The sequence below is a fragment of the Pseudomonas sp. AC355 genome (assembly GCF_979258205.1).
This window is the reverse complement of record NZ_OZ409843.1, coordinates 326032-345872: the sequence shown is the minus strand read 5'-3', so window position 1 is coordinate 345872 and position 19841 is coordinate 326032. Positions and strand designations below refer to the sequence as shown.

The 19841-nt window shown below is 60.6% G+C and carries 19 protein-coding genes and 1 pseudogene; 7 read left to right on the top strand and 13 right to left on the bottom strand.

Features of this window, described 5'->3' with window-relative positions:
- Positions 1–80: 80 nt before the first annotated feature.
- Positions 81–395 carry a 3-phosphoglycerate kinase gene (locus ACZ0AI_RS01740; protein ID WP_463564284.1) on the bottom strand — a complete coding sequence of 105 codons (315 nt, stop codon included), beginning with the start codon at positions 393–395 and terminating at the stop codon, positions 81–83.
- Between the two features lie 76 nt (positions 396–471).
- Here ACZ0AI_RS01740 and ACZ0AI_RS01735 point away from each other — a divergent pair, with 76 nt between their 5' ends.
- From ACZ0AI_RS01735 to ACZ0AI_RS01720, 4 genes are all read left to right on the top strand, one after another.
- Positions 472–1395, top strand: coding sequence for a LysR family transcriptional regulator (locus ACZ0AI_RS01735; protein ID WP_463564283.1), 924 nt, complete (start codon positions 472–474; stop codon positions 1393–1395).
- A gap of 131 nt (positions 1396–1526) precedes the next feature.
- Complete coding sequence (locus tag ACZ0AI_RS01730; RefSeq protein WP_463564282.1) at positions 1527–2081, top strand: peptidylprolyl isomerase; 555 nt, start codon at positions 1527–1529, stop codon at positions 2079–2081.
- A 156-nt stretch (positions 2082–2237) separates the two neighbouring features.
- Positions 2238–4073 (top strand): ABC transporter ATP-binding protein, encoded by a 1836-nt coding sequence (locus ACZ0AI_RS01725; protein WP_463564281.1) that lies wholly within the window; start codon positions 2238–2240, stop codon positions 4071–4073.
- A 196-nt stretch (positions 4074–4269) separates the two neighbouring features.
- The gene (locus ACZ0AI_RS01720; protein ID WP_463564280.1) at positions 4270–4533 is read left to right on the top strand and encodes a DUF2790 domain-containing protein; all 264 of its coding nucleotides are present in this window, start codon (positions 4270–4272) and stop codon (positions 4531–4533) included.
- 58 nt (positions 4534–4591) lie between these two features.
- On the opposite strand, the gene ACZ0AI_RS01715 is transcribed toward ACZ0AI_RS01720, so the two are convergent.
- From ACZ0AI_RS01715 to ACZ0AI_RS01675, 9 genes are all read right to left on the bottom strand, one after another.
- Positions 4592–5716 (bottom strand): GNAT family N-acetyltransferase, encoded by a 1125-nt coding sequence (locus tag ACZ0AI_RS01715; RefSeq protein WP_463564279.1) that lies wholly within the window; start codon positions 5714–5716, stop codon positions 4592–4594.
- A gap of 109 nt (positions 5717–5825) precedes the next feature.
- Entirely contained in the window at positions 5826–7124 is a 1299-nt protein-coding gene (locus tag ACZ0AI_RS01710) for an OprO/OprP family phosphate-selective porin (protein ID WP_225831028.1), read from the bottom strand.
- 162 nt (positions 7125–7286) lie between these two features.
- The gene (locus tag ACZ0AI_RS01705; protein WP_463564278.1) at positions 7287–7883 is read right to left on the bottom strand and encodes an HvfX family Cu-binding RiPP maturation protein; all 597 of its coding nucleotides are present in this window, start codon (positions 7881–7883) and stop codon (positions 7287–7289) included.
- A gap of 53 nt (positions 7884–7936) precedes the next feature.
- A complete protein-coding gene (locus tag ACZ0AI_RS01700) occupies positions 7937–8635 on the bottom strand; it encodes an HvfC family RiPP maturation protein (RefSeq protein ID WP_463564277.1) in 699 nt (232 codons plus the stop codon).
- Positions 8632–9474, bottom strand: a complete 843-nt coding sequence (locus tag ACZ0AI_RS01695; RefSeq protein WP_463564276.1) for an HvfB family MNIO-type RiPP peptide maturase — start codon at positions 9472–9474, stop codon at positions 8632–8634. Before ACZ0AI_RS01695 ends, ACZ0AI_RS01700 begins: the two co-directional genes overlap by 4 nt.
- Positions 9475–9494: 20 nt before the next feature.
- Positions 9495–9818: an HvfA family oxazolone/thioamide-modified RiPP metallophore gene (locus ACZ0AI_RS01690; RefSeq protein ID WP_463564275.1), complete on the bottom strand. Its 324-nt coding sequence runs from the start codon at positions 9816–9818 to the stop codon at positions 9495–9497.
- Between the two features lie 209 nt (positions 9819–10027).
- Positions 10028–10261: an anti-sigma factor family protein gene (locus tag ACZ0AI_RS01685; protein ID WP_463564274.1), complete on the bottom strand. Its 234-nt coding sequence runs from the start codon at positions 10259–10261 to the stop codon at positions 10028–10030.
- Positions 10255–10863 carry an RNA polymerase sigma factor gene (locus ACZ0AI_RS01680; protein WP_463564273.1) on the bottom strand — a complete coding sequence of 203 codons (609 nt, stop codon included), beginning with the start codon at positions 10861–10863 and terminating at the stop codon, positions 10255–10257. The genes ACZ0AI_RS01685 and ACZ0AI_RS01680 overlap by 7 nt, the downstream gene beginning before the upstream one ends.
- Before the next feature lie 27 nt (positions 10864–10890).
- On the bottom strand, positions 10891–12015 hold the full coding sequence (locus ACZ0AI_RS01675) for a beta-ketoacyl-ACP synthase III (RefSeq protein ID WP_463564272.1): 1125 nt from the start codon (positions 12013–12015) through the stop codon (positions 10891–10893).
- A 258-nt stretch (positions 12016–12273) separates the two neighbouring features.
- On the opposite strand from ACZ0AI_RS01675, the gene ACZ0AI_RS01670 reads away from it, so the two are divergent.
- Positions 12274–13881, top strand: a complete 1608-nt coding sequence (locus ACZ0AI_RS01670; RefSeq protein ID WP_463564271.1) for an FMN-binding glutamate synthase family protein — start codon at positions 12274–12276, stop codon at positions 13879–13881.
- A gap of 37 nt (positions 13882–13918) precedes the next feature.
- Here the strand turns inward: ACZ0AI_RS01670 and ACZ0AI_RS01665 are convergent, their stop codons facing one another.
- On the bottom strand, positions 13919–14884 hold the full coding sequence (locus ACZ0AI_RS01665) for an NAD(P)H-quinone oxidoreductase (RefSeq protein ID WP_463564270.1): 966 nt from the start codon (positions 14882–14884) through the stop codon (positions 13919–13921).
- 128 nt (positions 14885–15012) lie between these two features.
- Between ACZ0AI_RS01665 and ACZ0AI_RS01660 the strand changes: the two are divergent.
- Both ACZ0AI_RS01660 and ACZ0AI_RS01655 read left to right on the top strand, forming a co-directional pair.
- Positions 15013–17105: pseudogene (locus tag ACZ0AI_RS01660) on the top strand (carboxy terminal-processing peptidase).
- Between the two features lie 236 nt (positions 17106–17341).
- On the top strand, positions 17342–19126 hold the full coding sequence (locus ACZ0AI_RS01655; protein ID WP_463564269.1) for a bifunctional diguanylate cyclase/phosphodiesterase: 1785 nt from the start codon (positions 17342–17344) through the stop codon (positions 19124–19126).
- On the opposite strand, the gene ACZ0AI_RS01650 is transcribed toward ACZ0AI_RS01655, so the two are convergent.
- Positions 19108–19473: a hypothetical protein gene (locus ACZ0AI_RS01650; RefSeq protein ID WP_463564268.1), complete on the bottom strand. Its 366-nt coding sequence runs from the start codon at positions 19471–19473 to the stop codon at positions 19108–19110. The genes ACZ0AI_RS01655 and ACZ0AI_RS01650 overlap by 19 nt on opposite strands.
- Positions 19470–19793 carry a helix-turn-helix domain-containing protein gene (locus ACZ0AI_RS01645; RefSeq protein WP_463564267.1) on the bottom strand — a complete coding sequence of 108 codons (324 nt, stop codon included), beginning with the start codon at positions 19791–19793 and terminating at the stop codon, positions 19470–19472. Before ACZ0AI_RS01645 ends, ACZ0AI_RS01650 begins: the two co-directional genes overlap by 4 nt.
- Positions 19794–19841 lie beyond the last annotated feature (48 nt).

Sequence of the window (19841 nt, the reverse complement as noted above, 5' to 3'; positions counted from 1 at the left end):
TAAAGCGTAAATATCCACCACTAAATATCGATGAAGTTGATTTGTCCGGGATCAGACCCTAGGCTGCTCGAAGTTTCAGGTCACTGTGGTTCGCAGGTCAGTTGGACACGCAGACGGATGATGCTGCGGGCGAATTTCACCGTCAGGTTTCCGCTCTCCCCCGCTGCCAGATTGGCGCTGCGGGTACGTGGCGCTTCCGGGCCGTTGCGAAACACCGCTTTGCAGGAAGCCGCCGTTTCGCCGTAGTTCTGTACCCGCACCGCCGCCATGTTGTGGTCGATTTCCTGGGAGCTGGCCGATACCTCGGCGCCATTGAGCTGCTTCTCCAGTTCGATGGGATAAGCCTGAGCTGCCAGTGGTAGCAAGGCGATCAGCGCACAACAGAGTTTTTTCATGGCCAGCCTCCAACGGTGGGCCGTCAGTTTAGGGCCAGTACCCTGCCCGTGCACAGGGGCTGGTAGAGGAGATGAAATGAAGGCCCCACGCGTAACCCTTGATCAATGGCGCACTTTGCAAGCCGTGGTCGACCATGGAGGCTTCGCCCAGGCAGCAGAAACGCTGCACCGCTCGCAATCATCGGTCAGCTATACGGTGGCGCGTATGCAGGAACAACTTGGCGTGCCATTGCTGCGTATCGATGGGCGCAAAGCTGTGCTTACCGAAGCGGGTGACGTGCTGTTGCGCCGTTCACGGCAACTGGTCAAGCAGGCCAGCCAGCTCGAAGACCTTGCGCACCACATGGAACAGGGCTGGGAAGCCGAGGTTCGTCTGGTGGTCGACGCCGCCTACCCGAGCGCGCGGCTGGTGCGCGCACTCACCGCATTCATGCCGCAAAGCCGTGGCTGCCGTGTACGCCTGCGTGAGGAAGTGCTGTCGGGTGTCGAGGAAGTGCTCAAGGAAGGCGTCGCCGACCTGGCGATCAGCGGCTACAACATTCCCGGCTTCCTTGGCTCGGAAATGAGCCCGGTGGAATTCATCGCCGTGGCCCATCCCGATCACGCCCTGCACCGCCTACAACGACAGTTGAATTTCCAGGATCTGGAAACCCAGATGCAGGTGGTGATCCGCGATTCCGGGCGCCACCAGCCCCGCGATGTCGGCTGGCTCGGCGCCGAACAGCGCTGGACGGTGGGCAGCCTGGCCACAGCCGCCACCTTCGTCGGCAACGGCCTGGGCTTCGCCTGGTTGCCGCGCCATATGATCGAGCGCGAACTGAGCGATGGCCTGCTCAAGCCCCTGCTGTTGGAAAAGGGCGGCAGCCGCAGCCCGGTATTCTTCCTCTACGCCAGCAAGGACAAAGCCCTGGGGCCGGCCACGCAGATCCTCACCGATCTGATTCAACGCTTCGATGCGGCTCCGCTTAATGCGGCCTTCGCCTCGCCGCCACCAGCCTGATCAGCGTGCGATGACCTGTTTCGATAGGCCATCGCTGCAGGCTTATAACGCAGCGTTTGAACTCCCAGCATGCTTGCCTTTCTGCATGAAGTCGAAAACACTGCTGCCACCTCACCTCAGGACTAGACACGATGTTGAAGAAACTCGCCCTTACCGCCTGCTCTCTGTTGTTCACCGCCCAGCTTATGGCCGCCGAAAATCCAGTGGTGCTGCTGACCACCAGCCTGGGCGAAATCGAAATTCAGCTCGATGAGCAAAAAGCGCCGATCAGTACCAAGAACTTCCTGGCTTACGTGGACAGCGGCTTCTACAAAGGCACCCAGTTCCACCGAGTGATTCCAGGATTCATGGTGCAGGGCGGCGGTTTCGACGAGAGCATGCGCCAGAAGAACACAAATGCGTCGATCAAGAACGAAGCCGACAACGGCCTGCACAACGTGCGCGGCACGCTGGCTATGGCTCGTACCCAGGCGCGTGATTCGGCGACCAGCCAGTTCTTCATCAACCATGCTGACAACGCCTTCCTCGACCATGGCTCGCGGGACTTCGGTTACGCCGTTTTCGGCAAGGTGACCCGTGGCATGGAAGTGGTCGACCGCATCGCTCAGGTGCGCACCGCCAACCGCTCTGGCCAGCAGAACGTGCCAGTGGATCCGATAGTGATTCTCGACGCCAAGCGCCTCTGATACTGCTACCCTCCTGCAAGTAACCCGCGTGCCAGAGCACGCGGGTTCGCCTCTGAGCCCATGTGCTCATATCCCTCAGCATTCCAGCCGGCAGGCCTGCCCTGTCGGTAGCAACAAGCAAAACGCCCGCCCATTTGCCAGAGCAGACTGTGCCCCATGTTGTTCCGCCGCTTCGAAAACCTGATCGATGTCTTCAAACCCAGCCCTGACGTAGCACCGCCTGAAGGCATGCTGCGGTTCTACGCCCATTACCTCAAACAGGTCTGGCCGTTGATGATCGCCGTGCTGGTGATCGGCTTCTTCGCAGCGTTGATCGAAGTGGCGTTGTTCAGTTTTCTCGGCCAGTTGATCGACATGGCCCAGGCGACCACCGACGCACGTACGTTCTTCGCCGAACACCGCAACGAACTGCTGTGGATGGCGCTGGTTGCGTTGATCATCAGGCCCTTCGTGTTCGGCCTGCACAACCTGCTCACCCACCAGGCGATCAACCCGGGGCTGACCAACCTGATCCGCTGGCAGAACCACCGCTACGTGCTCAAGCAGAGCCTGAACTTCTTCCAGAACGACTTCGCCGGGCGCATCGCCCAGCGCGTCATGCAGACCGGTCCGTCGCTGCGCGATTCGGCCATGCAGGTAATTGATGCACTGTGGCACGTGCTGGTCTACGCCGGCAGTGCGCTATACCTGTTCGCGGCCGCGGATCTGCGCCTGGTGGTGCCACTGTCGCTGTGGATCATCGGCTACAGCGCGGCCCTCTGGTACTTCGTGCCACGCATCAAGGAGCGCTCGGCAGCCGCTTCGGCAGCGCGCTCCAAGGTCATGGGCCGGGTGGTCGACGGCTACAGCAACGTCGCCACGCTGAAGCTGTTCGCCCACTCCCGCGAGGAAGAAACCTACGCTCGCGAGGCCATGCAGGAGCTGCTCGATAAATTCCGCCTGCAGTCGCGCACCATCACCAGCCTGGACTTTCTGATCACCTGCATGAACGGCCTGCTGATCGTCGGCACCGGCGCCCTGGCCCTGTGGCTATGGAGCGAGTCGATGATCAGCACTGGCGCCATCGCCCTGGCGCTGGGCCTGGTGATCCGCATCAACAACATGGCCGAATGGATCATGTGGGTGGTCAACGGCATCTTCGAGAACGTCGGCACCGTGCAGGACGGCATGCAGACCATCGTCCAGCCGCGCGAGGTGCTCGACCGCGCAGACGCAAAACCGCTTCAGGTACAGCAAGGTGGTGTGCGCTTCGACGACGTGAACTTCCACTACGGTAAGAAAGGCGGCGTGATCAGCGGCCTGACCATCGACATTCGCCCTGGCGAGAAGATCGGCCTGGTGGGCCCGTCGGGCGCCGGCAAGTCGACCCTGGTCAATCTGCTGCTGCGCCTCTATGACTTGGAAAGCGGGCGCATCCTCATCGATGGCCAGAACATCGCCGATGTCAGCCAGGAAACCCTGCGCGCCAACATCGGCGTGGTCACTCAGGACACCTCCCTGCTGCACCGCTCGATCCGCGACAACCTGCGCTACGGCAGGCCCGATGCCAGCGATGAAGAACTCTGGGCCGCTGCCCGCAAGGCCCGCGCGGACGGCTTCATCAACACGCTGGACGATAGCCAGGGCGGCGTCGGCTTCGAAGCCCAGGTCGGTGAACGCGGGGTCAAGCTATCAGGCGGCCAGCGTCAGCGCATCGCCATTGCCCGGGTGCTGCTCAAGGACGCGCCGATTCTGGTGATGGACGAAGCTACCTCGGCTCTGGACTCGGAAGTCGAATCGGCCATTCAGGAAAGTCTGGACAGCCTCATGGACGGCAAGACGGTAATCGCCATCGCCCACCGGCTATCCACCATCGCGCGCATGGATCGCCTGGTAGTGATCGACAAGGGCCAGGTGATCGAGACCGGTACCCACGCCGAACTGATCGAGCGCGGCGGCCTGTATGCCCGCCTGTGGCAACACCAGACAGGCGGCTTCGTCGGCGTCGATTGATGCTGGCGGGGCAGTGCCGGCCTGAGTACGCCAAGCAAATCGTTAGCTTGCTAACATCATCATTTTTCATGATGTCCACTAGCAAAGGCATCAATTTCCGCGATGCCGGCATTACTGGTCATATAAGTCCCACGAGGCAACGAAACCGATTGGATCGGTCAGGCTGCCTCACATCGAAATGATCGAGGACTTCATCATGAAAATTGCAACTGCCGTTACCGCCCTGCTTTCCAGTCTCGCTCCTGCCGTGTTCGCCGCCGACATCCATCCCAAACCCGGTGCTGGCCTGCCGACCGAGGACTATCACTACGGCATGAAAGTCGATGTGCAGAAAATCCTGTACCGCACCGACGTCTCCGACAAGAGGGGTGTCGTGCCGGTGATCATGGTGTTCACCGACAGCCAGGGCGAAACCCACAAGATGCGTTTCCTCGAGTGGGGCGGCCGCTACGACGGCTGAATTGATCGCGTGCTGCGCTGGCGCGCTGCGGGCAACCGCAGCGCGCTACTGCTTCAGGTCAGGCCTGCCTATACGGCAACATCTCCCGCGCCTGCTCTGCGTAGGCCAGTACGCCCTCTCGCTCCTCCTGCAGAAACCCCGCCACCGCATCACGTAGCCCGCCATGCACCAGGTAGTGCCAGGAATGGGTGATGACCGGTTCGAAGCCGCGAATCAGCTTGTGCTCACCCTGTGCGCCCGCGTCGAAGCGCTGCAGACCCAGCTCGATCGCCTGCTCCATGCCTTGGTAGAAACAGGTCTCGAAGTGCAGCCGATCAAACTCGGCCAGGCAACCCCAGTAACGCCCATACACGCTGTCGCCACCTAGCAGGCTGAACGCCATGGCCACCGGCTGTGCGCCGCGACAGGCCAGCACCACGCGAATGGCCTCGGGCATGCGCTCGGCCAACAGGCTGAAAAAGGCCCGGGTCAGGTAAGGTGCCTGACCGCGTATATGGTAGGTATTGGCATAGCAGTGATAGACGAAGTCCCACTCCGCCTCGCTCAACTGCTGCCCTTCGCGCCAGTCGAAATGGATGCCCTGCCCCGCCACCTGCTCGCGCTCCTTGCGCATCTGCTTGCGTTTGCGTGAGCTGAGGGTGTCGAGAAAATCCTGAAAATCCCGGTAGCCGCGGTTGTGCCAGTGAAACTGACAGCCCAGACGCTGCAGCCAACCCTCACGCCCCTGCAGCACCTCATCGCCAGCGGCATCGGTGAAGTTCACGTGCAAGCTGGACAGCCCCTGTTCCTCGAGGGAAGCGGTAACTCCGTCGAGCAGCTGCCCCGCCGCCTCGGCCGTACCCAGCAGACGCTGGCCGGTTACCGGCGAAAACGGAATGGCACCCAGCAGCTTGGGGTAATAGGCGATACCAGCACGACGGCAAGCATCGGCCCAGCCATGATCGAACACGTACTCGCCGGAAGAATGGTATTTGACGTAGGCCGGCAGCGCCGCCAGCGGCTTGCCATCGGCACCGAGCAGCACCTGGTGCGCCGCCTGCCAACCGCTTCGTCCGCCAACGCTGCCGCTGTCTTCGAGGGCGCTGAGAAAAGCGTGGCGCAGAAACGGCTGGGGGCTGCTGAGTAGGCCGTCCCAGGTGGCGGCGTCGAATTCGTTGAGGGCGTGCAGGCTGTAAACAGGCATCGGCAATATCCGCGAGCAATCAGCGCACACTATATAGCCAAGTGCCCGGTCAATAAAAAACCCCGCACTAGGCGGGGTTCAAAGGAGCACCACGTTTGAAACTTTTTGCTTAGAACGCGTATTGGGCGCGGAAGACCATGCCATCACCGTCGTCATCGCCATTGGCGTTGGTAGCGTTGTCAGCCTTGGCCTTGACGTACATGCCGCTTACTTTGATCACATCGTTGACGTACCAGTTGACGCCCAGGTTATGAACTTTGGCTTCGACATCGCCAACGTTTGCGAAAGCGCCATTGTCATCATCGACCGACAGGTTGTCGTAGCGGTAAAACAGTTCCCAGGCACCGATCTGCTTGTTCTCAGGCTTGATGCTGTCGAACTTGCCGAGCTTGTAGCCACGGGCTTCGCCGGTCAGCGTGTAGGCAACCTGGCCGTAATAACCCGTGGCCTTGATGTCCTGGAACGCGGCGTCATCGGCCTCCAGCTTACGCTTGATGTATTCGCCCTGGATCGAGAACGGGCCTGCCGCAAAGGCAGCTTCCAGACCCATGGCGGCATCGTCGCCATAAGAGCCGGCTACCAGGTTGTTGGCACCACCCAGTACCAGGCGGTTGCCATTGGTACCGGCGTCATTGCCACCACCGGTGCTCACACCACGCATACCCATGCGGCTGCGGATGCGGCCATCGAAGGCAGTGTCGGATAGATCGCGGTAGGCATAGTTGAAACCGACGTGCAGTACGTTACCGGCCTCGTGCATCGGTGCAAAAACGCCGCGCAGGTTGAACTGCTTGGTGCTCTCGCCATCGACGTCGTTCTGATCCTTGGCGCTAACACCAACCGAGCCGTAGAGGGAGTCAGCCGCAGTACCAGAAACTTGGACGCCGAGGCCATTCTGGTGGGCGTTGGCCCAGTCGACCAATTCGTAAGCAGCGTTACGCTCAGTAGCTGTCACCCACTTCGAGCTGGTGGCTTTTTCCAGGCCGAACTCCGGGTCGAAACGGCCAACTTTGATAGAGATCGGAGCGAAGCCGTTGTAGGCGATGGAAGCCTCATCGAAATAACCATCTTCCTGGCTACCCGAGTTGTGCGAGAAGTCGTAGCTCAGAACGTAGGCCCAGTCTTTGTAGACATAGCCGGAGAGTTCAAGAAACGCGCGGCGCAGGTAGGCAGCATCAGCGTTGTCACCGTTTACGGTGTAGATACCATCGAAAGTGCTGTAGTCAGCTTGTACACGGCCACCGAGCTTGAAACCGAATTGCTTGTCAGTGGTGGCAACCTCAAGGCCGCCTTTGGTTTTAACTACGATGTCAGCGCCGTCGGTGGTGACGGTGCCGGCGAAAGCCTGGGCGGAAACGGCCAGAGCCAGGGCGCTGGCTGCGAAACCGGCGAAGTGCTTACGGATCATCGAGAATTCCCCTAATTGAACTTAAGTGCTGAAAAACACCCGAGCTTGGCGCTCGTTCGTGCTGGGGGAATCTTGGCGAGGGCATATTTCAGCGCGGTTGCCGTTATATAAAGATTTGGTTACAGGGGAACTTTTTATTTCTTTTACGTCTATGCACGGAAATCAGCGCTGACGCAACCACTGCGCCAGCCAATGATCCACACTCAGCCATCGCCCAGCGCCACTGAAGAACAACACGACCAGCATCAGCAGATACGTTGCGGCAAACTCGATGCCGTTGTTGAGCACCACCAACTTGCCACTGCTGGTTAACCACTGGTAATTGCCGTGTTCCTTGAGCAACTCACGGGCCCGTGCAAGTTTCTCCACGGAGTCCGCGACGCGATCATTGGCGAATGGTGCACTGGCATCGGCAATCGCCTGCCAACCAAACGGCAGGTGTACAGCAAAGATCGCCACCAGCATGGTGACGATCAGCGGGATGCTCACCCAACGCACCGCCAGACCAAATAACAACAGCAGCGCCCCTCCCGTCTCGGTCAACGCAGCAGCCCACGCCAGCAGTTGCGGGTATGGCAGGCCCAACCCCCAGTCCGGGTTACCGAACCAGGCAGCGGTCGCCTCTATATCCGCCAGCTTGTGCGTGCCAGCCATCCAGAACACCGGCGCCAGGTACAGGCGCAGCAGCAGTGAACCGATAAAATCCAGACGACGAGTAGCGTCCAGGGCATTCTGGAGACGATTGAAAGCAATCAGCATGATAAAACTCCACAAGCCGGCGCTGAGCGCCGTGGTTCGGATACAACAAGCAATCAGCAGTGCCAGATGTCCTGACGCTGCCAGTCATCCAGCAGGCGCTGGGCGCTGTCAAAGTACTGCGTGTCAGTCGTCAGTCCGTGCTGTTGCGCCAGGTCCAAGAGGGCTGATTGGGGACGAGCGCCACCCTGCAGGCGCACCGCCAGTTGGTAGGCGAACAGACTGAGCTGCATAAAGCGCACCTTGTCCTGAGTATCGCGCCAGACCAGTAGACAGGTCGGATCGCCGCACGGCCTGACCGGCTGAAAATCCACGCCAATGCGCTGCACCGGCCATTGATAAGCCAGCGGCCAGGCCAGTGAAGACCACCCCTGAGCAGGGATCTCGGCATCGCTGACATCCAAAGCGAGCTCCACCCATTCGTAATGCGCCAGTTCGAGGATAAATGGCGGATCGTCCGGCTCGGCGAGATAACCTTGCTGCAACCAGGCGAGAAACTCCTGGCTGATCTGCAGAAAATATGGCGTATCCGCTTGATGATCGGCGATAAAGCTGCGTACCAGACGCTGCCAGCGTGCGGCGTCCAGGACACGGTGCAGCACCGGGAACGCACCACTGATAAAGCCTTCGATATTGTTGAAAAACAACGCTTCATACACCGCCATGCGCTCAGCAGTAATGCCATCGAGCAGCGCTTGCTGCTCCGGCCGACGAATGCGTGCAGCGAACTGGCGTTGCGCCGCTACGCCACTCATGTGCCGTAACTGCGCAGCGGCGTCGCAGCAGTCTGCAACTGACGAATATGGGCCACCTCGGCATATAGCTCGGCAACCGGCGGAAAGTTGAAATCACGCTCCAGCAAGGTCGGCCGCACGCCATGTATGGCATAGGCCTGGGCAAGTAATGCCCAAACCGGGTCGATCACCGGGGCGCCATGGGTGTCGATTTTCAGGTCGCTGGCCTGGTCGTAATGCCCGGCCACATGCAGATAGGCAATCCGCGCACTGGGCATGGCGGCGATATAAGCCGATGCATCAACATTGAAATTGATGCTGTTGACGAAGACGTTATTGACGTCCAGCAACAGCTGACAGTCAGCCTCTTCCAGCACAGCCGCCACGAACTTCGCCTCATCTAGCTCGCCCGGCAACTGCGCGTAGGCCGATATGTTCTCGATGATTAGCGGACGCTCCAGGACGTCCTGAACGATGCGTATGCGCTTGGCGATACGCATAACCGACTCCTCGCAAAAGGGCAGCGGCATCAGGTCATATAACTGGCCATGATCGGCGCAGGCAGACAGATGCTCGCTGTAACCACTAACCCCGTGCAACGCGAGAAAGCCCTTGATGGCCTTGAGTAGCTCGATATCCAGCGGGGCAAAACCACCGAGGTTAAGGGACAGACCATGGCAGAGCAGCGGTAGGCGCTCGCTCAGGGCTCGCAATTGCTTACCCAGACGCCCGCCCACACCGATCCAGTTCTCCGGTGCTACTTCGAGGAAGTCCAGCTCGCGCCGGCTGCATGACTGCAACGTGCCAAGCAGGCCGCGGCGCAAGCCCAACCCAGCTCCCGTAACGAAATCCGTCTGCATGATCTGCACCCTACGTCCGGTTACTCGGCTTTCTTCATCTCACCACCGCATTTACCTTCGGCGTCCATCTTCGTTTCACCACCGCACTTACCCTCGGCGTCCATCTTCGTTTCACCACCGCACTTACCCTCAGCAGCCTTGCCATCACCTTCGGTTTTCTTCATCTCGCCACCGCATTTGCCTTCGCCGCAGCTGCCCTCAGCCGATTTCTCACCAGCAGCCACGCTGTAACCGCTGCTCAACTCCTGAGCGGCGAAGGGGTTCTGGGTCGCCTGGGCGGAGAAAGTAGTCGCACTCAGCAGTGCAGCACCCAGGGAAGCGACAACGCTATTGAACTGTTTCATGGCCTATCTCCAGATGGTTGGAACGATGCCAACTGGCACCTTCACATCACTAGACGGCCACCTTGGTGGTACGTTACAGCGCGCTGAAAATTTTCTACAACACGGATCAGAGCACGCGCAGCAACCGGCACAGCGCTGCCGCCGCAGCCGCTAGGCGAGGGGATGTAAAACACGAAAAAGGCCGTTGTGCACGGCCCTGCGGCGGCGGTTTAGCGCAACTCGCGGCGAGTTTTGGCGAGGCGATTGGCGAGCGCGTCGAGCTCGGCGCTGGCGGGATCGCTCATCTGCCGCAGCACCGCCTGGCTCACGCGCATCTGCCGGATAAACCGCCGGCAATGCCCACACAGCGCCAAGTGGGTACGCACCGCCAGGCGGGAACGCAGGTTGAGTTGGCCATCGAGATAATCACTGGAATGCGCGACCAGCTCTTTGCATGTCAACATTGTCCGGTCTCCTCGAAGTGCTCCAGCGTGGCAAATACCTTCAAACGTGCACGATGCAGCAGTACACGAGCATTGGAGAGCGAGATGTCCAAAAGATTACAGATGTCCTGAAGTTCCAGCCCTTGTTGTTCGCGCAACTGCAAGACGCTGCCCTGCAGCTCAGACAAGCTTGCGAGGGTTCGCGCCAAACAGTCACGCAACTCGGCCTCGGTCAACAGCGCCTCGGGGGTGTCCTGGTGCCAGGCATGAGGCGCGAGCAGCCAGTGCCCATCCTCGGCAAAGCGTGTGTCGTCGATGCTGCCGTGGGGAGACGGTAGATCATCCATCAAGACCTCGCGGCGGTTCTGGCGCAAGCGGGTCTTGGCGGTATTGGCGGTAATTGTCAGTAACCAGGTCTTGAGGCTTGAGCGCCCTTCAAATCCATCGAGGCTACGCACCACCGCCAGCCAGGCATCCTGCACGACTTCGTCGGCGTTACGGCTACCCACTATGGCATAGGCGACTGCACGCATAGCGCTTTGATAGCCGACTACCAGCTCGCGAAAAGCGCCTTGGTCACCGCCTCGTAAACGAGCCAGAAAAGCGGCTTCATCAGTCGACATAGGCACCGTCCTTTGTACCAGGCGTGATCAACGCTTGCGCAGGATCACGCTACCAATCGAGTAGCCCGCACCAAAGGAGCTGAGCACACCGAGCGAGCCGCTGGGCAGATCTTCGTGGTGCTTGTGCAGGGCGATCACCGACCCCGCCGAACTGGTATTGGCATAGCTATCGAGGATCACCGGCGCCTCGTGGGGTTCGGCATCACGGCCGAGCAGTTTGCGGGCGATCAAGTGGTTCATGTTGAGGTTGGCCTGGTGCAGCCAGAAGCGCTTCACATCCACCACGTCCAACTGGTTTTCCTGCAGATGCGCCGCAATCAGTTCGGCCACCATAGGGCAGACTTCCTTGAACACCTTGCGACCTTCCTGCACGAACAGCTTGTCGCTGGCAGCCAGGCTAGCGGTTTCAGCAGCGCGGTTAAGGAAACCAAAGTTGTTGCGGATGTTGTTGGAGAACTGTGTCAGCAACTTGGTGCCAACCACCTCGAACTGGTGCGCTGAAGTCGCTAGATCGGCGCGCTCGATGATCACCGCCGTCGCGGCATCGCCGAAAATGAAATGGCTATCACGGTCACGGAAATTCAGGTGACTGGTGCAGATCTCCGGATTGACCATGAGAATCGCCCGCGCCTGGCCAAGCTGCACGCTGTTAACCGCCGCCTGAATGCCGAAAGTGGCCGAAGAGCAGGCCACGTTCATGTCATAACCAAAACCCTGGATGCCCAGTGCCGCTTGTACTTCAATAGCCACCGCCGGGTAGGCGCGCTGCAGGTTGGAACAGGCGACGATGACACCGTCGATATCGGCAGCAGTCTTGCCGGCACGGGCCAGCGCCTGCTCGGCAGCGGCCACCGCCATTTCGCAGAGAATCCCCCACTGCTCGTTATCGCGCTCGGGGATGGACGGCACCATGCGTTGCGGGTCGAGAATGCCCTGCTTGTCGATCACGAAACGGCTTTTAATGCCTGACGCTTTCTCGATGAAAGCGCTGTTCGATTCGCTCAATGCCTCGACCTCACCGCGGCCAATGGCTTCGGCATTATCGGCGTTGAACTGCTGGACGAAGGCATTGAAAGACGCCACCAACTCGTCGTTGGAAATGCTGTTGGCCGGGGTATACAGGCCCGTACCGCTGATGACGACGTTATGCACGTGTATTCCTCTTGTTCTTCGCCGTTCGCGGCGATAGTCAGGCAAAACCGCAGGGCGGCCAAGGGTGCCAATCGCGTGGCCGACAACAGCGTGCCGCCAGCGCAAACACCTTCATTACAGACGTTCAAGTGTGCCACAGGCGCCCTGTTTTCGCCTGCCCCCGGATTAACAACGGCGCGTGCGATACGCACCAGCCATCGACGAACGGGGCGCAGGCCGTCTACATTGCGGGCGCCACCCATGCGCCAAGGAGCCTGCATGAACCTGTCCCTGCTCAGTCGCTACGCCTTTTTCGCCTTCTGCGTGCTGTTCACCCTCACCAGCCTGGCTTTCTGGAGGCATGAATGGGTCTGGCCGCTGACCCTGGTCGGCGCCCTGCTGAGCCTGATTGGCGTGGGTGATCTGCTGCAGAAACGCCATGCCGTGCGCCGAAACTATCCAATTCTGGGCAACATCCGCTACCTGGTCGAGGGCATCCGCCCGGAGATCCGCCAATACCTGCTTGAAGGCGACAGCGAGCAGTTGCCTTTTTCCCGTGCCCAGCGCTCGTTGGTGTACGCACGGGCCAAGAACGAGGGTGGCGACAAACCCTTTGGTACGCTCATCGATGTTTACCAGAATGGCTTTCAGTTCATCAGCCACTCGATGCGCCCCGCACCGCTAAGCGATCCGGACAGCTTTCGGGTAATCATCGGCGGGCCGCAATGCAGCCAGCCCTACTCGGCCTCGCTGTTCAACATTTCCGCGATGAGTTTCGGCTCGCTCAGCGCCAACGCCATACGCGCCCTGAACCAGGGCGCCAAACTTGGCAATTTTGCTCACGACACCGGAGAGGGCAGCATCAGCAGCTATCACCGCGAGCACGACGGCGACCTGATCTGGGAGCTGGGCAGCGGCTACTTCGGCTGCCGCACGGCCTCGGGCACCTTCGACGCCGAACGCTTCGCCGAACAGGCACAAAGGCCTCAAGTAAGAATGATCGAGATCAAGCTGTCGCAGGGCGCCAAACCCGGCCACGGCGGGATACTGCCCAAGCACAAGATCACCCCGGAAATTGCCGAAACCCGTGGCGTGCCGATGGGTGAAGATTGCGTGTCGCCATCGCGCCACAGCGCCTTCTCGACCCCGATCGAACTGCTCCAGTTCATCGCCCGCCTGCGTGAGCTGTCGGGCGGCAAACCCGTTGGGTTCAAATTTTGCCTCGGCCATCCGTGGGAGTTCATGGGGATTGCCAAGGCCATGCTGGAAACCGGCATCCTGCCCGACTTCATCGTCATCGATGGCAAGGAAGGTGGTACTGGCGCAGCGCCCGTGGAGTTCACCGATCACCTTGGCGTACCGATGCGCGAGGGTTTGCTATTCGTGCACAACACGCTGGTCGGCCTGAATCTGCGTGACAAGATCAAGCTCGGCGCCAGTGGCAAGATCGTCAGCGCATTCGACATAGCCCGTGTACTGGCCATCGGCGCCGACTGGGCCAACTCGGCGCGCGGCTTCATGTTCGCCATTGGCTGCATTCAAAGCCAGAGTTGCCACACCAACAAATGCCCGACTGGAGTGGCGACCCAGGATCCGCTACGCCAGCGTGCACTGGTGGTCGACGACAAGGCCCAGCGGGTTTACAACTTCCATCGCAACACGCTCAAGGCGCTGGCGGAAATGCTCGCCGCTGCCGGCCTCGATCACCCAGCGCAGATGGACGCACGGCATTTGGTACAGCGCATGTCCGCGACGGAAATTCAGCTGTTTTCCCAGCAGCACGTATTCCTCAAGCCGGGTGAGTTGCTCAGCGGCAAGATAGAGGGAGAGTTCTACGCAAGGATGTGGAAAATGGCCCGCGCCGATAGCTTCGACGCGGCAGCCTGACGCGACGCCACTAAGGGCGTCGCGCCAGACCTGCGGATCAGCTCAGGCTGTCGTCGATCACCAGCACCAGCTTGCCGTTGACCTGATTGCCCTCCAGCGTAGCGAATGCCACTTGGGCCTCGGCAATCGGGAAGGTCTGCGCCAGTTGCGGCTTGAGCCGTCCCTCGCTGAACAGCGGCCATACGTATTGGCGCAGATCACGCAGCAGTTCAGCCTTGAACAGATCATCGCGGCTGCGTAGCGTCGAGCCGATCAACTGGATGCGCTTACCGAGCAGCAAGGCCATATCCAGCTCAGCCTTGCGACCGCCCATCAGGCCGATGTTCACCCAACGACCATCGAGCGCCAGCAGCTTGAGGTTCAGCGCGGCATAACTGGCACCCACTGGGTCGAGAATCACCTCGAAGGGCCCTACCTCGTGCAGCGCCTCAAGGCCTTCGCCGCCGCGAATCGCACCACCTGCAGCCCCGAGGCTCTCGCAGTACGCGAGCCGCTCGGCCGAGCCGACGCTCACCCAGCAGGCACTACCGAAAGCCTTGCACAGCTGGATCGCCGCCGAGCCAACGCCACTGGCGCCCGCATGCAGCAACACCCTCTCACCGGGTTTCAGGCCGGCCAGCTGGAACAGATTGAGCCAGGCCGTCGCGTAGACCTCCGGCAAGCCTGCCGCTTCGTGCAACGACACGCCTTCCGGCACGGGCAGTACATGGCGGGCGTCGACCACCACTTCTTCGGCCAAGCCGCCACCGGCCAGCAAGGCACAAACCCGGTCACCCACCTGCCAGTCGCAGCCGGCACCGACTTCGCTGACGATACCGGCGCACTCCAGGCCGAGGATATCGCTGGCGCCCGGTGGCGGCGGATACAGCCCGGCACGCTGCAACAGATCGGCACGGTTCAGCCCCGCAGCCGCCACGCGAATGCGCACTTCACCCACATCACAGGCAGGAGTGGGACGTTGCACCCATTCCACCTGCCCTTCCACGCCTTGCAATGCTTTCACGCTGCCTCCATAGTGCATTTGAACCTAGCCCAGCGCTTCGCGCTGGGCTTTTGCATTGCGCCGATGGAACCTGGCGCCCTCAAAGACGGCCTAATATGCGTTATCAACTGTCCTCACGTCGAATCAGCATGAAGCGATCTCTTATCAGCGCCACCCTGGCCCTCGTTCTCGGGCTGGGCGCATTGCCCCTCGCAGCTAAAACCAGCCAAGCCGATCCGTGGGAATACCTGCAGCCTGATCGCGATCAGGTTATCGCCAGCCTGAACGTCGTCGAACTGCTGCAGCGTCATCACTACAGCAAGCCGCCGCTCGACAATGCACGCTCGGAGAAAATCTATCAGGGCTACCTGAAGATGCTCGATCCGTCGCGCAGCTATTTCACGGCCGCCGATATCGCCGAGTTCGACCGCTGGAAGGACAAGTTCGACGACCTGCTCAAGAAGGGCGATCTCGAACCAGGCTTCCACATTTATAAGCGTCAGCTCGAGCGCCAGCAGGGCCGCCTGACCTACGTCCAGGGGCTGCTGGCCAAGGGTGTCGACAAAATCGACTTCACGGTCAACGAAGACCTGCTGGTCGATCGTGAAAAAGCCCCTTGGGCCAAAGACGTTGCCGAACTGGACGAGCTGTGGCGCAAGCGCCTGAAAGACGAAGTGCTGCGCCTGAAAATCGCTGGCAAGGAGCCCAAGGCGATTCAGGAGCTGCTCACCAAACGCTACAAAGCCCAGCAGGCACGCCTGCAGCAGACCCGAGGCGAGGACGTGTTCCAGGCGTACATCAACGCCTTCGCCATGACCTACGACCCACACACCAACTACCTGTCACCGGACAGTGCAGAAAACTTCGACATCAACATGAGCCTCTCCCTCGAGGGCATTGGTGCCGTGCTGCAGAGCGATAACGAGCACGTCAAGGTGGTGCGCCTGGTGCCGGCCGGCCCGGCCGAGAAAACCAAGCAGATCTCCCCCGCAGACAAGATCGTCGGTGTCGCCCAGGGTGACGACGAGATGGTCGACGTGATCGGCTGGCGCCTCGATGAAGTGGTCAAGCTGATCCGCGGCCCCAAAGGCTCACGCGTACGCCTGGAGGTGATTCCGGCGAGCAATGCGCCGAATGACCAGACCAGCAAGGTGGTGAGCATCACTCGTGAGGCGGTCAAACTGGAAGAACAGGCGGCGAAGAAGTCCGTCCTCAAGATCGAGCAGGATGGTAAGCCCTATAGCCTGGGTGTGATCGAGATTCCGGCTTTCTATCTGGACTTCAAGGCGTTCCGCGCTGGCGATCCGGATTACAAGAGCACCACACGCGACGTGAAAAAACTGATCACCGAACTGCAGGCCGAGAAGGTCGACGGTATCGTCATCGATCTGCGCAACAACGGCGGCGGCTCGCTGCAGGAAGCCACCGAACTGACCGGCCTGTTCATCGACAAAGCTGTCCGACCGTACTGGTGCGCAACAGCGATGGCCGCGTCGACGTACTGGCTGATGAGCAAGAAGGTGCGTTCTACAAAGGCCCACTGGCACTGCTGGTCAACCGTCTGTCTGCCTCGGCTTCGGAAATTTTCGCCGGCGCCATGCAGGACTACCATCGCGCGCTGATCCTCGGTGGCCAGACCTTCGGCAAAGGCACCGTGCAGACCATACAGCCCTTGAACCATGGCGAGCTGAAGCTGACCCTGGCCAAGTTCTATCGCGTATCCGGGCAGAGTACCCAGCACCGCGGCGTGGTGCCGGACATCTCCTATCCCGACGTGATGGACAACAAGGAAATCGGCGAAAGCGCCCTGCCCGAAGCCATGCCGTGGGACAGCATCCGTCCAGCAATCAAACCCGAACTGGATCCGATCAAGCCGTTCTTGACCGAGTTGAAAAACCGTTACGACAGCCGTACGGCCGACAACCCGGACTTCAACTTCGCACGTGAGCGCCTGGCCCTGTCTCGCGAGCTGATGGCCGAGAAAACCGTCAGCCTCAACGAAACCAAGCGCCGCACCCAGCAGGCCGATATCGAGAAACGCCAACTGGTGATCGAGAATGCCCGCCGCAGCGCCAAGGGCGAAGAGCCGTTGACCGAGCTGAAGAAGGAAGACGAGGACGACACCCTGGCGCAGAGCGAGGAAGAGAAAAAGACCAAACCGGAAGACGACGCCTACCTGTCGGAAACCGGCCACATTCTGATCGACTACCTCAAGCTCAACACACGCCTGGCGAAGCAATAACCGGCAAGCGCTACTCAACAAGGGCGTCGTGAATACGACGCCCTTTTTGTGCCCCATCGTTTCTCCCTACCTCGCCGTATCGGCCGCCGTCAAAAACTACTCCTTTATTTTTTGACGGCGTTCACCATTCATCAAACAGTCATCAATCTGTAGTGAAATCTCGAGCATCACGCGGTACTTACCCGCGCACGGTGCCCCTGCCGTGTGCTCGCTCCCGATTCGTACAGAGACCTGCCATGACCGTCACCGAGCAGTTGAGCGCACTGGGTCAAATCCTCGCGCACGGCGACCTGCATAGCCTGTTTCAGCCCATCGTGTCGCTCTCCGAGCGGCGTATTCTTGGCTATGAGGCGCTCACTCGCGGCCCGTCGAATAGCCCGCTGCACTCGCCCATCACGCTGTTCGCCGCGGCACGCCAAGCAGGTCTGCTCAACGAACTGGAACTGGCCTGCCGCAAGAGCGCATGCCGCCGCTTCAGCGAATTGAAACTGGATGGTCTGCTGTTTCTCAATGTATCGCCGGACTCGCTGCTCGACGCCGGTCACCAACCGGGCCGTACCCTGCAACTGCTGCAGACCTATGGTATTGCACCGAACAGAGTGGTTATCGAATTGACGGAGCAGTCGCCCACCGACGATTTCAACCTGCTCGACACCGCCCTGCATCACTACCGAGACATGGGGTTTTCCATCGCTTTGGACGACCTTGGTGCAGGCTATTCAAGCCTGCGTCTGTGGTCGGAGCTGCGTCCCGATTATGTGAAGATCGATCGACACTTCATCGATGGTATCCATCAGGATGCGGTCAAGCGTGAGTTCGTCGGTTCGATCCTGCAGATGGCCAAGGCTTCGCGCGCCAAGGTGATCGCCGAAGGGATCGAGCTCGAAGAAGAGCTCGCCGTCCTCTGCGAAATGGGTGTGGATCTGCTTCAAGGCTACCTGCTCTGTCGCCCTCAGGAACATCCACCCACTGACGCACGCACGTTGCTACCCGTTTTAGGCAGCTCACCGATCTCGCTCAGCGAAGAAGGCAGCGATCTAACCGCCCTGCTTAACGAGCACCCGGCCGTGTCCATCGCCACCCCCACCGCCGACGTGCTAGAAGCGTTCCGTGCCCAGGCTAACCTCAACTCGCTGGCGGTGCTGGACGAAGATCAGCGACCGGTGGGCATCGTGCATCGCCATTCGCTGTCGGAGGTACTGCTCAAACCCTTCGCCACCGAACTGTTCGCCCGCAAGCCGATCAGCCGGCTGATGAGCGACGACTTCCTCGCAGTGGAAATCAGCCAGTCGCTGCAGAAGGTCAGCCGCCTGCTAACCAGCCGTGCGCGCCAGCGTATAGAAGAGGATTTCGTGATTACCGTGGACGGTCGCTACCTGGGCCTCGGCCGGGTCATCGACGTGCTCAAACTGATCACCGAACTGAAGATCCAGCAGGCCCGTTACGCCAACCCGCTGACCCTGCTTCCCGGCAACGTCCCGATCCAGCAGTGCCTGACCCGGCTGTTGCAGCAGAGCCGTGAAGCGGTGATCTGCTACGTCGACATCGACAGTTTCAAACCTTTCAATGACCTGTACGGTTACGCCAAGGGCGACGAAGTGCTGCTATGCCTGGCGCATTGCCTGAACGAACGGATCGACCCGACACGCGACTTCGTCGGCCATATCGGCGGCGACGACTTCCTGCTGGTATTCGGCTCGAAGGACTGGCGCGCGCGCCTCAACCGGCTGCTGGAAGACTTTCAGGGACAGTGCCGGCGCTTCTATCTGGATGAGCATCTGGATGCCGGCTGCTTCGTCAGTCACAACCGCCAGGGGCAGCGCGAGGAGTTTCCACTGCTGTCTCTGTCACTCGGCGTCGTTCATCTGCATCCGCAACACTGCTCGCTGCTGGACGCCAGCGAGTTGGCCGGCCTGGCCTCGGAGGCCAAGCGCCATGCCAAAGCGGTGCCGGGTTACAGCCTGCACGTGATCGATACGCACACCCTGCAAGGCGCGATCACTCAGGGCTCTGCGGGATAATCGAACTCGAACACGCGGGTCACTTCAGCCGCATGCCAGGAGGCTGCAGCCACACCGTCGGAGGCACCGTCGAAGCGGCCCAGCCGGGTTACGCACTCGAAGAAACCGGTACGTGGCAGACGGCTGGCACTCTGGCTGATCACCAGAGCACTGCGTAGCGGGCGCTCGCTGCGGGCATCCAGCGCAGCCAAGTGCTCCAGGGCAGCGGTCAGGGTCTGCATGGCTGGTGCTGGTAGCGACAGGCGCTCGATCAGTGCGCGATAGGTCAGCAAGTGACGCTGCCGCCGGGCATCGTCCAGTGCGGCCAGCAGCGCGTCCCAGTGCACGCGGCTGATGCGCACGCTCATGCACCCGCCTCCCAGCCGGAGATGCCGAGTACCCAGGCCAGGGCCCGCAGAATCGCGGCATCGGGCTGCCGTTCGCCACTTTCGATCATGGCCAGGTAATGGGGGCTGATGCCCACGGCGCGGGCCAGCTCATCGCGGCTCAGGCCCTTGCCCTCGCGTAACTGGGCCAGTTGCGTCAGCGGCTTCGGCGCTTCGGTGACAGGCTGGGTCGACGGAGCGGCGACACTCTTGCCGGCGGCCTGCAGCAGCGCCTGATACTCGGCCCAAGGCAGCACGGCGTATTCCGGTTCTCCGTCACGCTCGATCACTTGTACATTCATGCATCGTTTCTCCGCGAGGCGCAGCATCCCTGTGCGTAATCCGGCCTG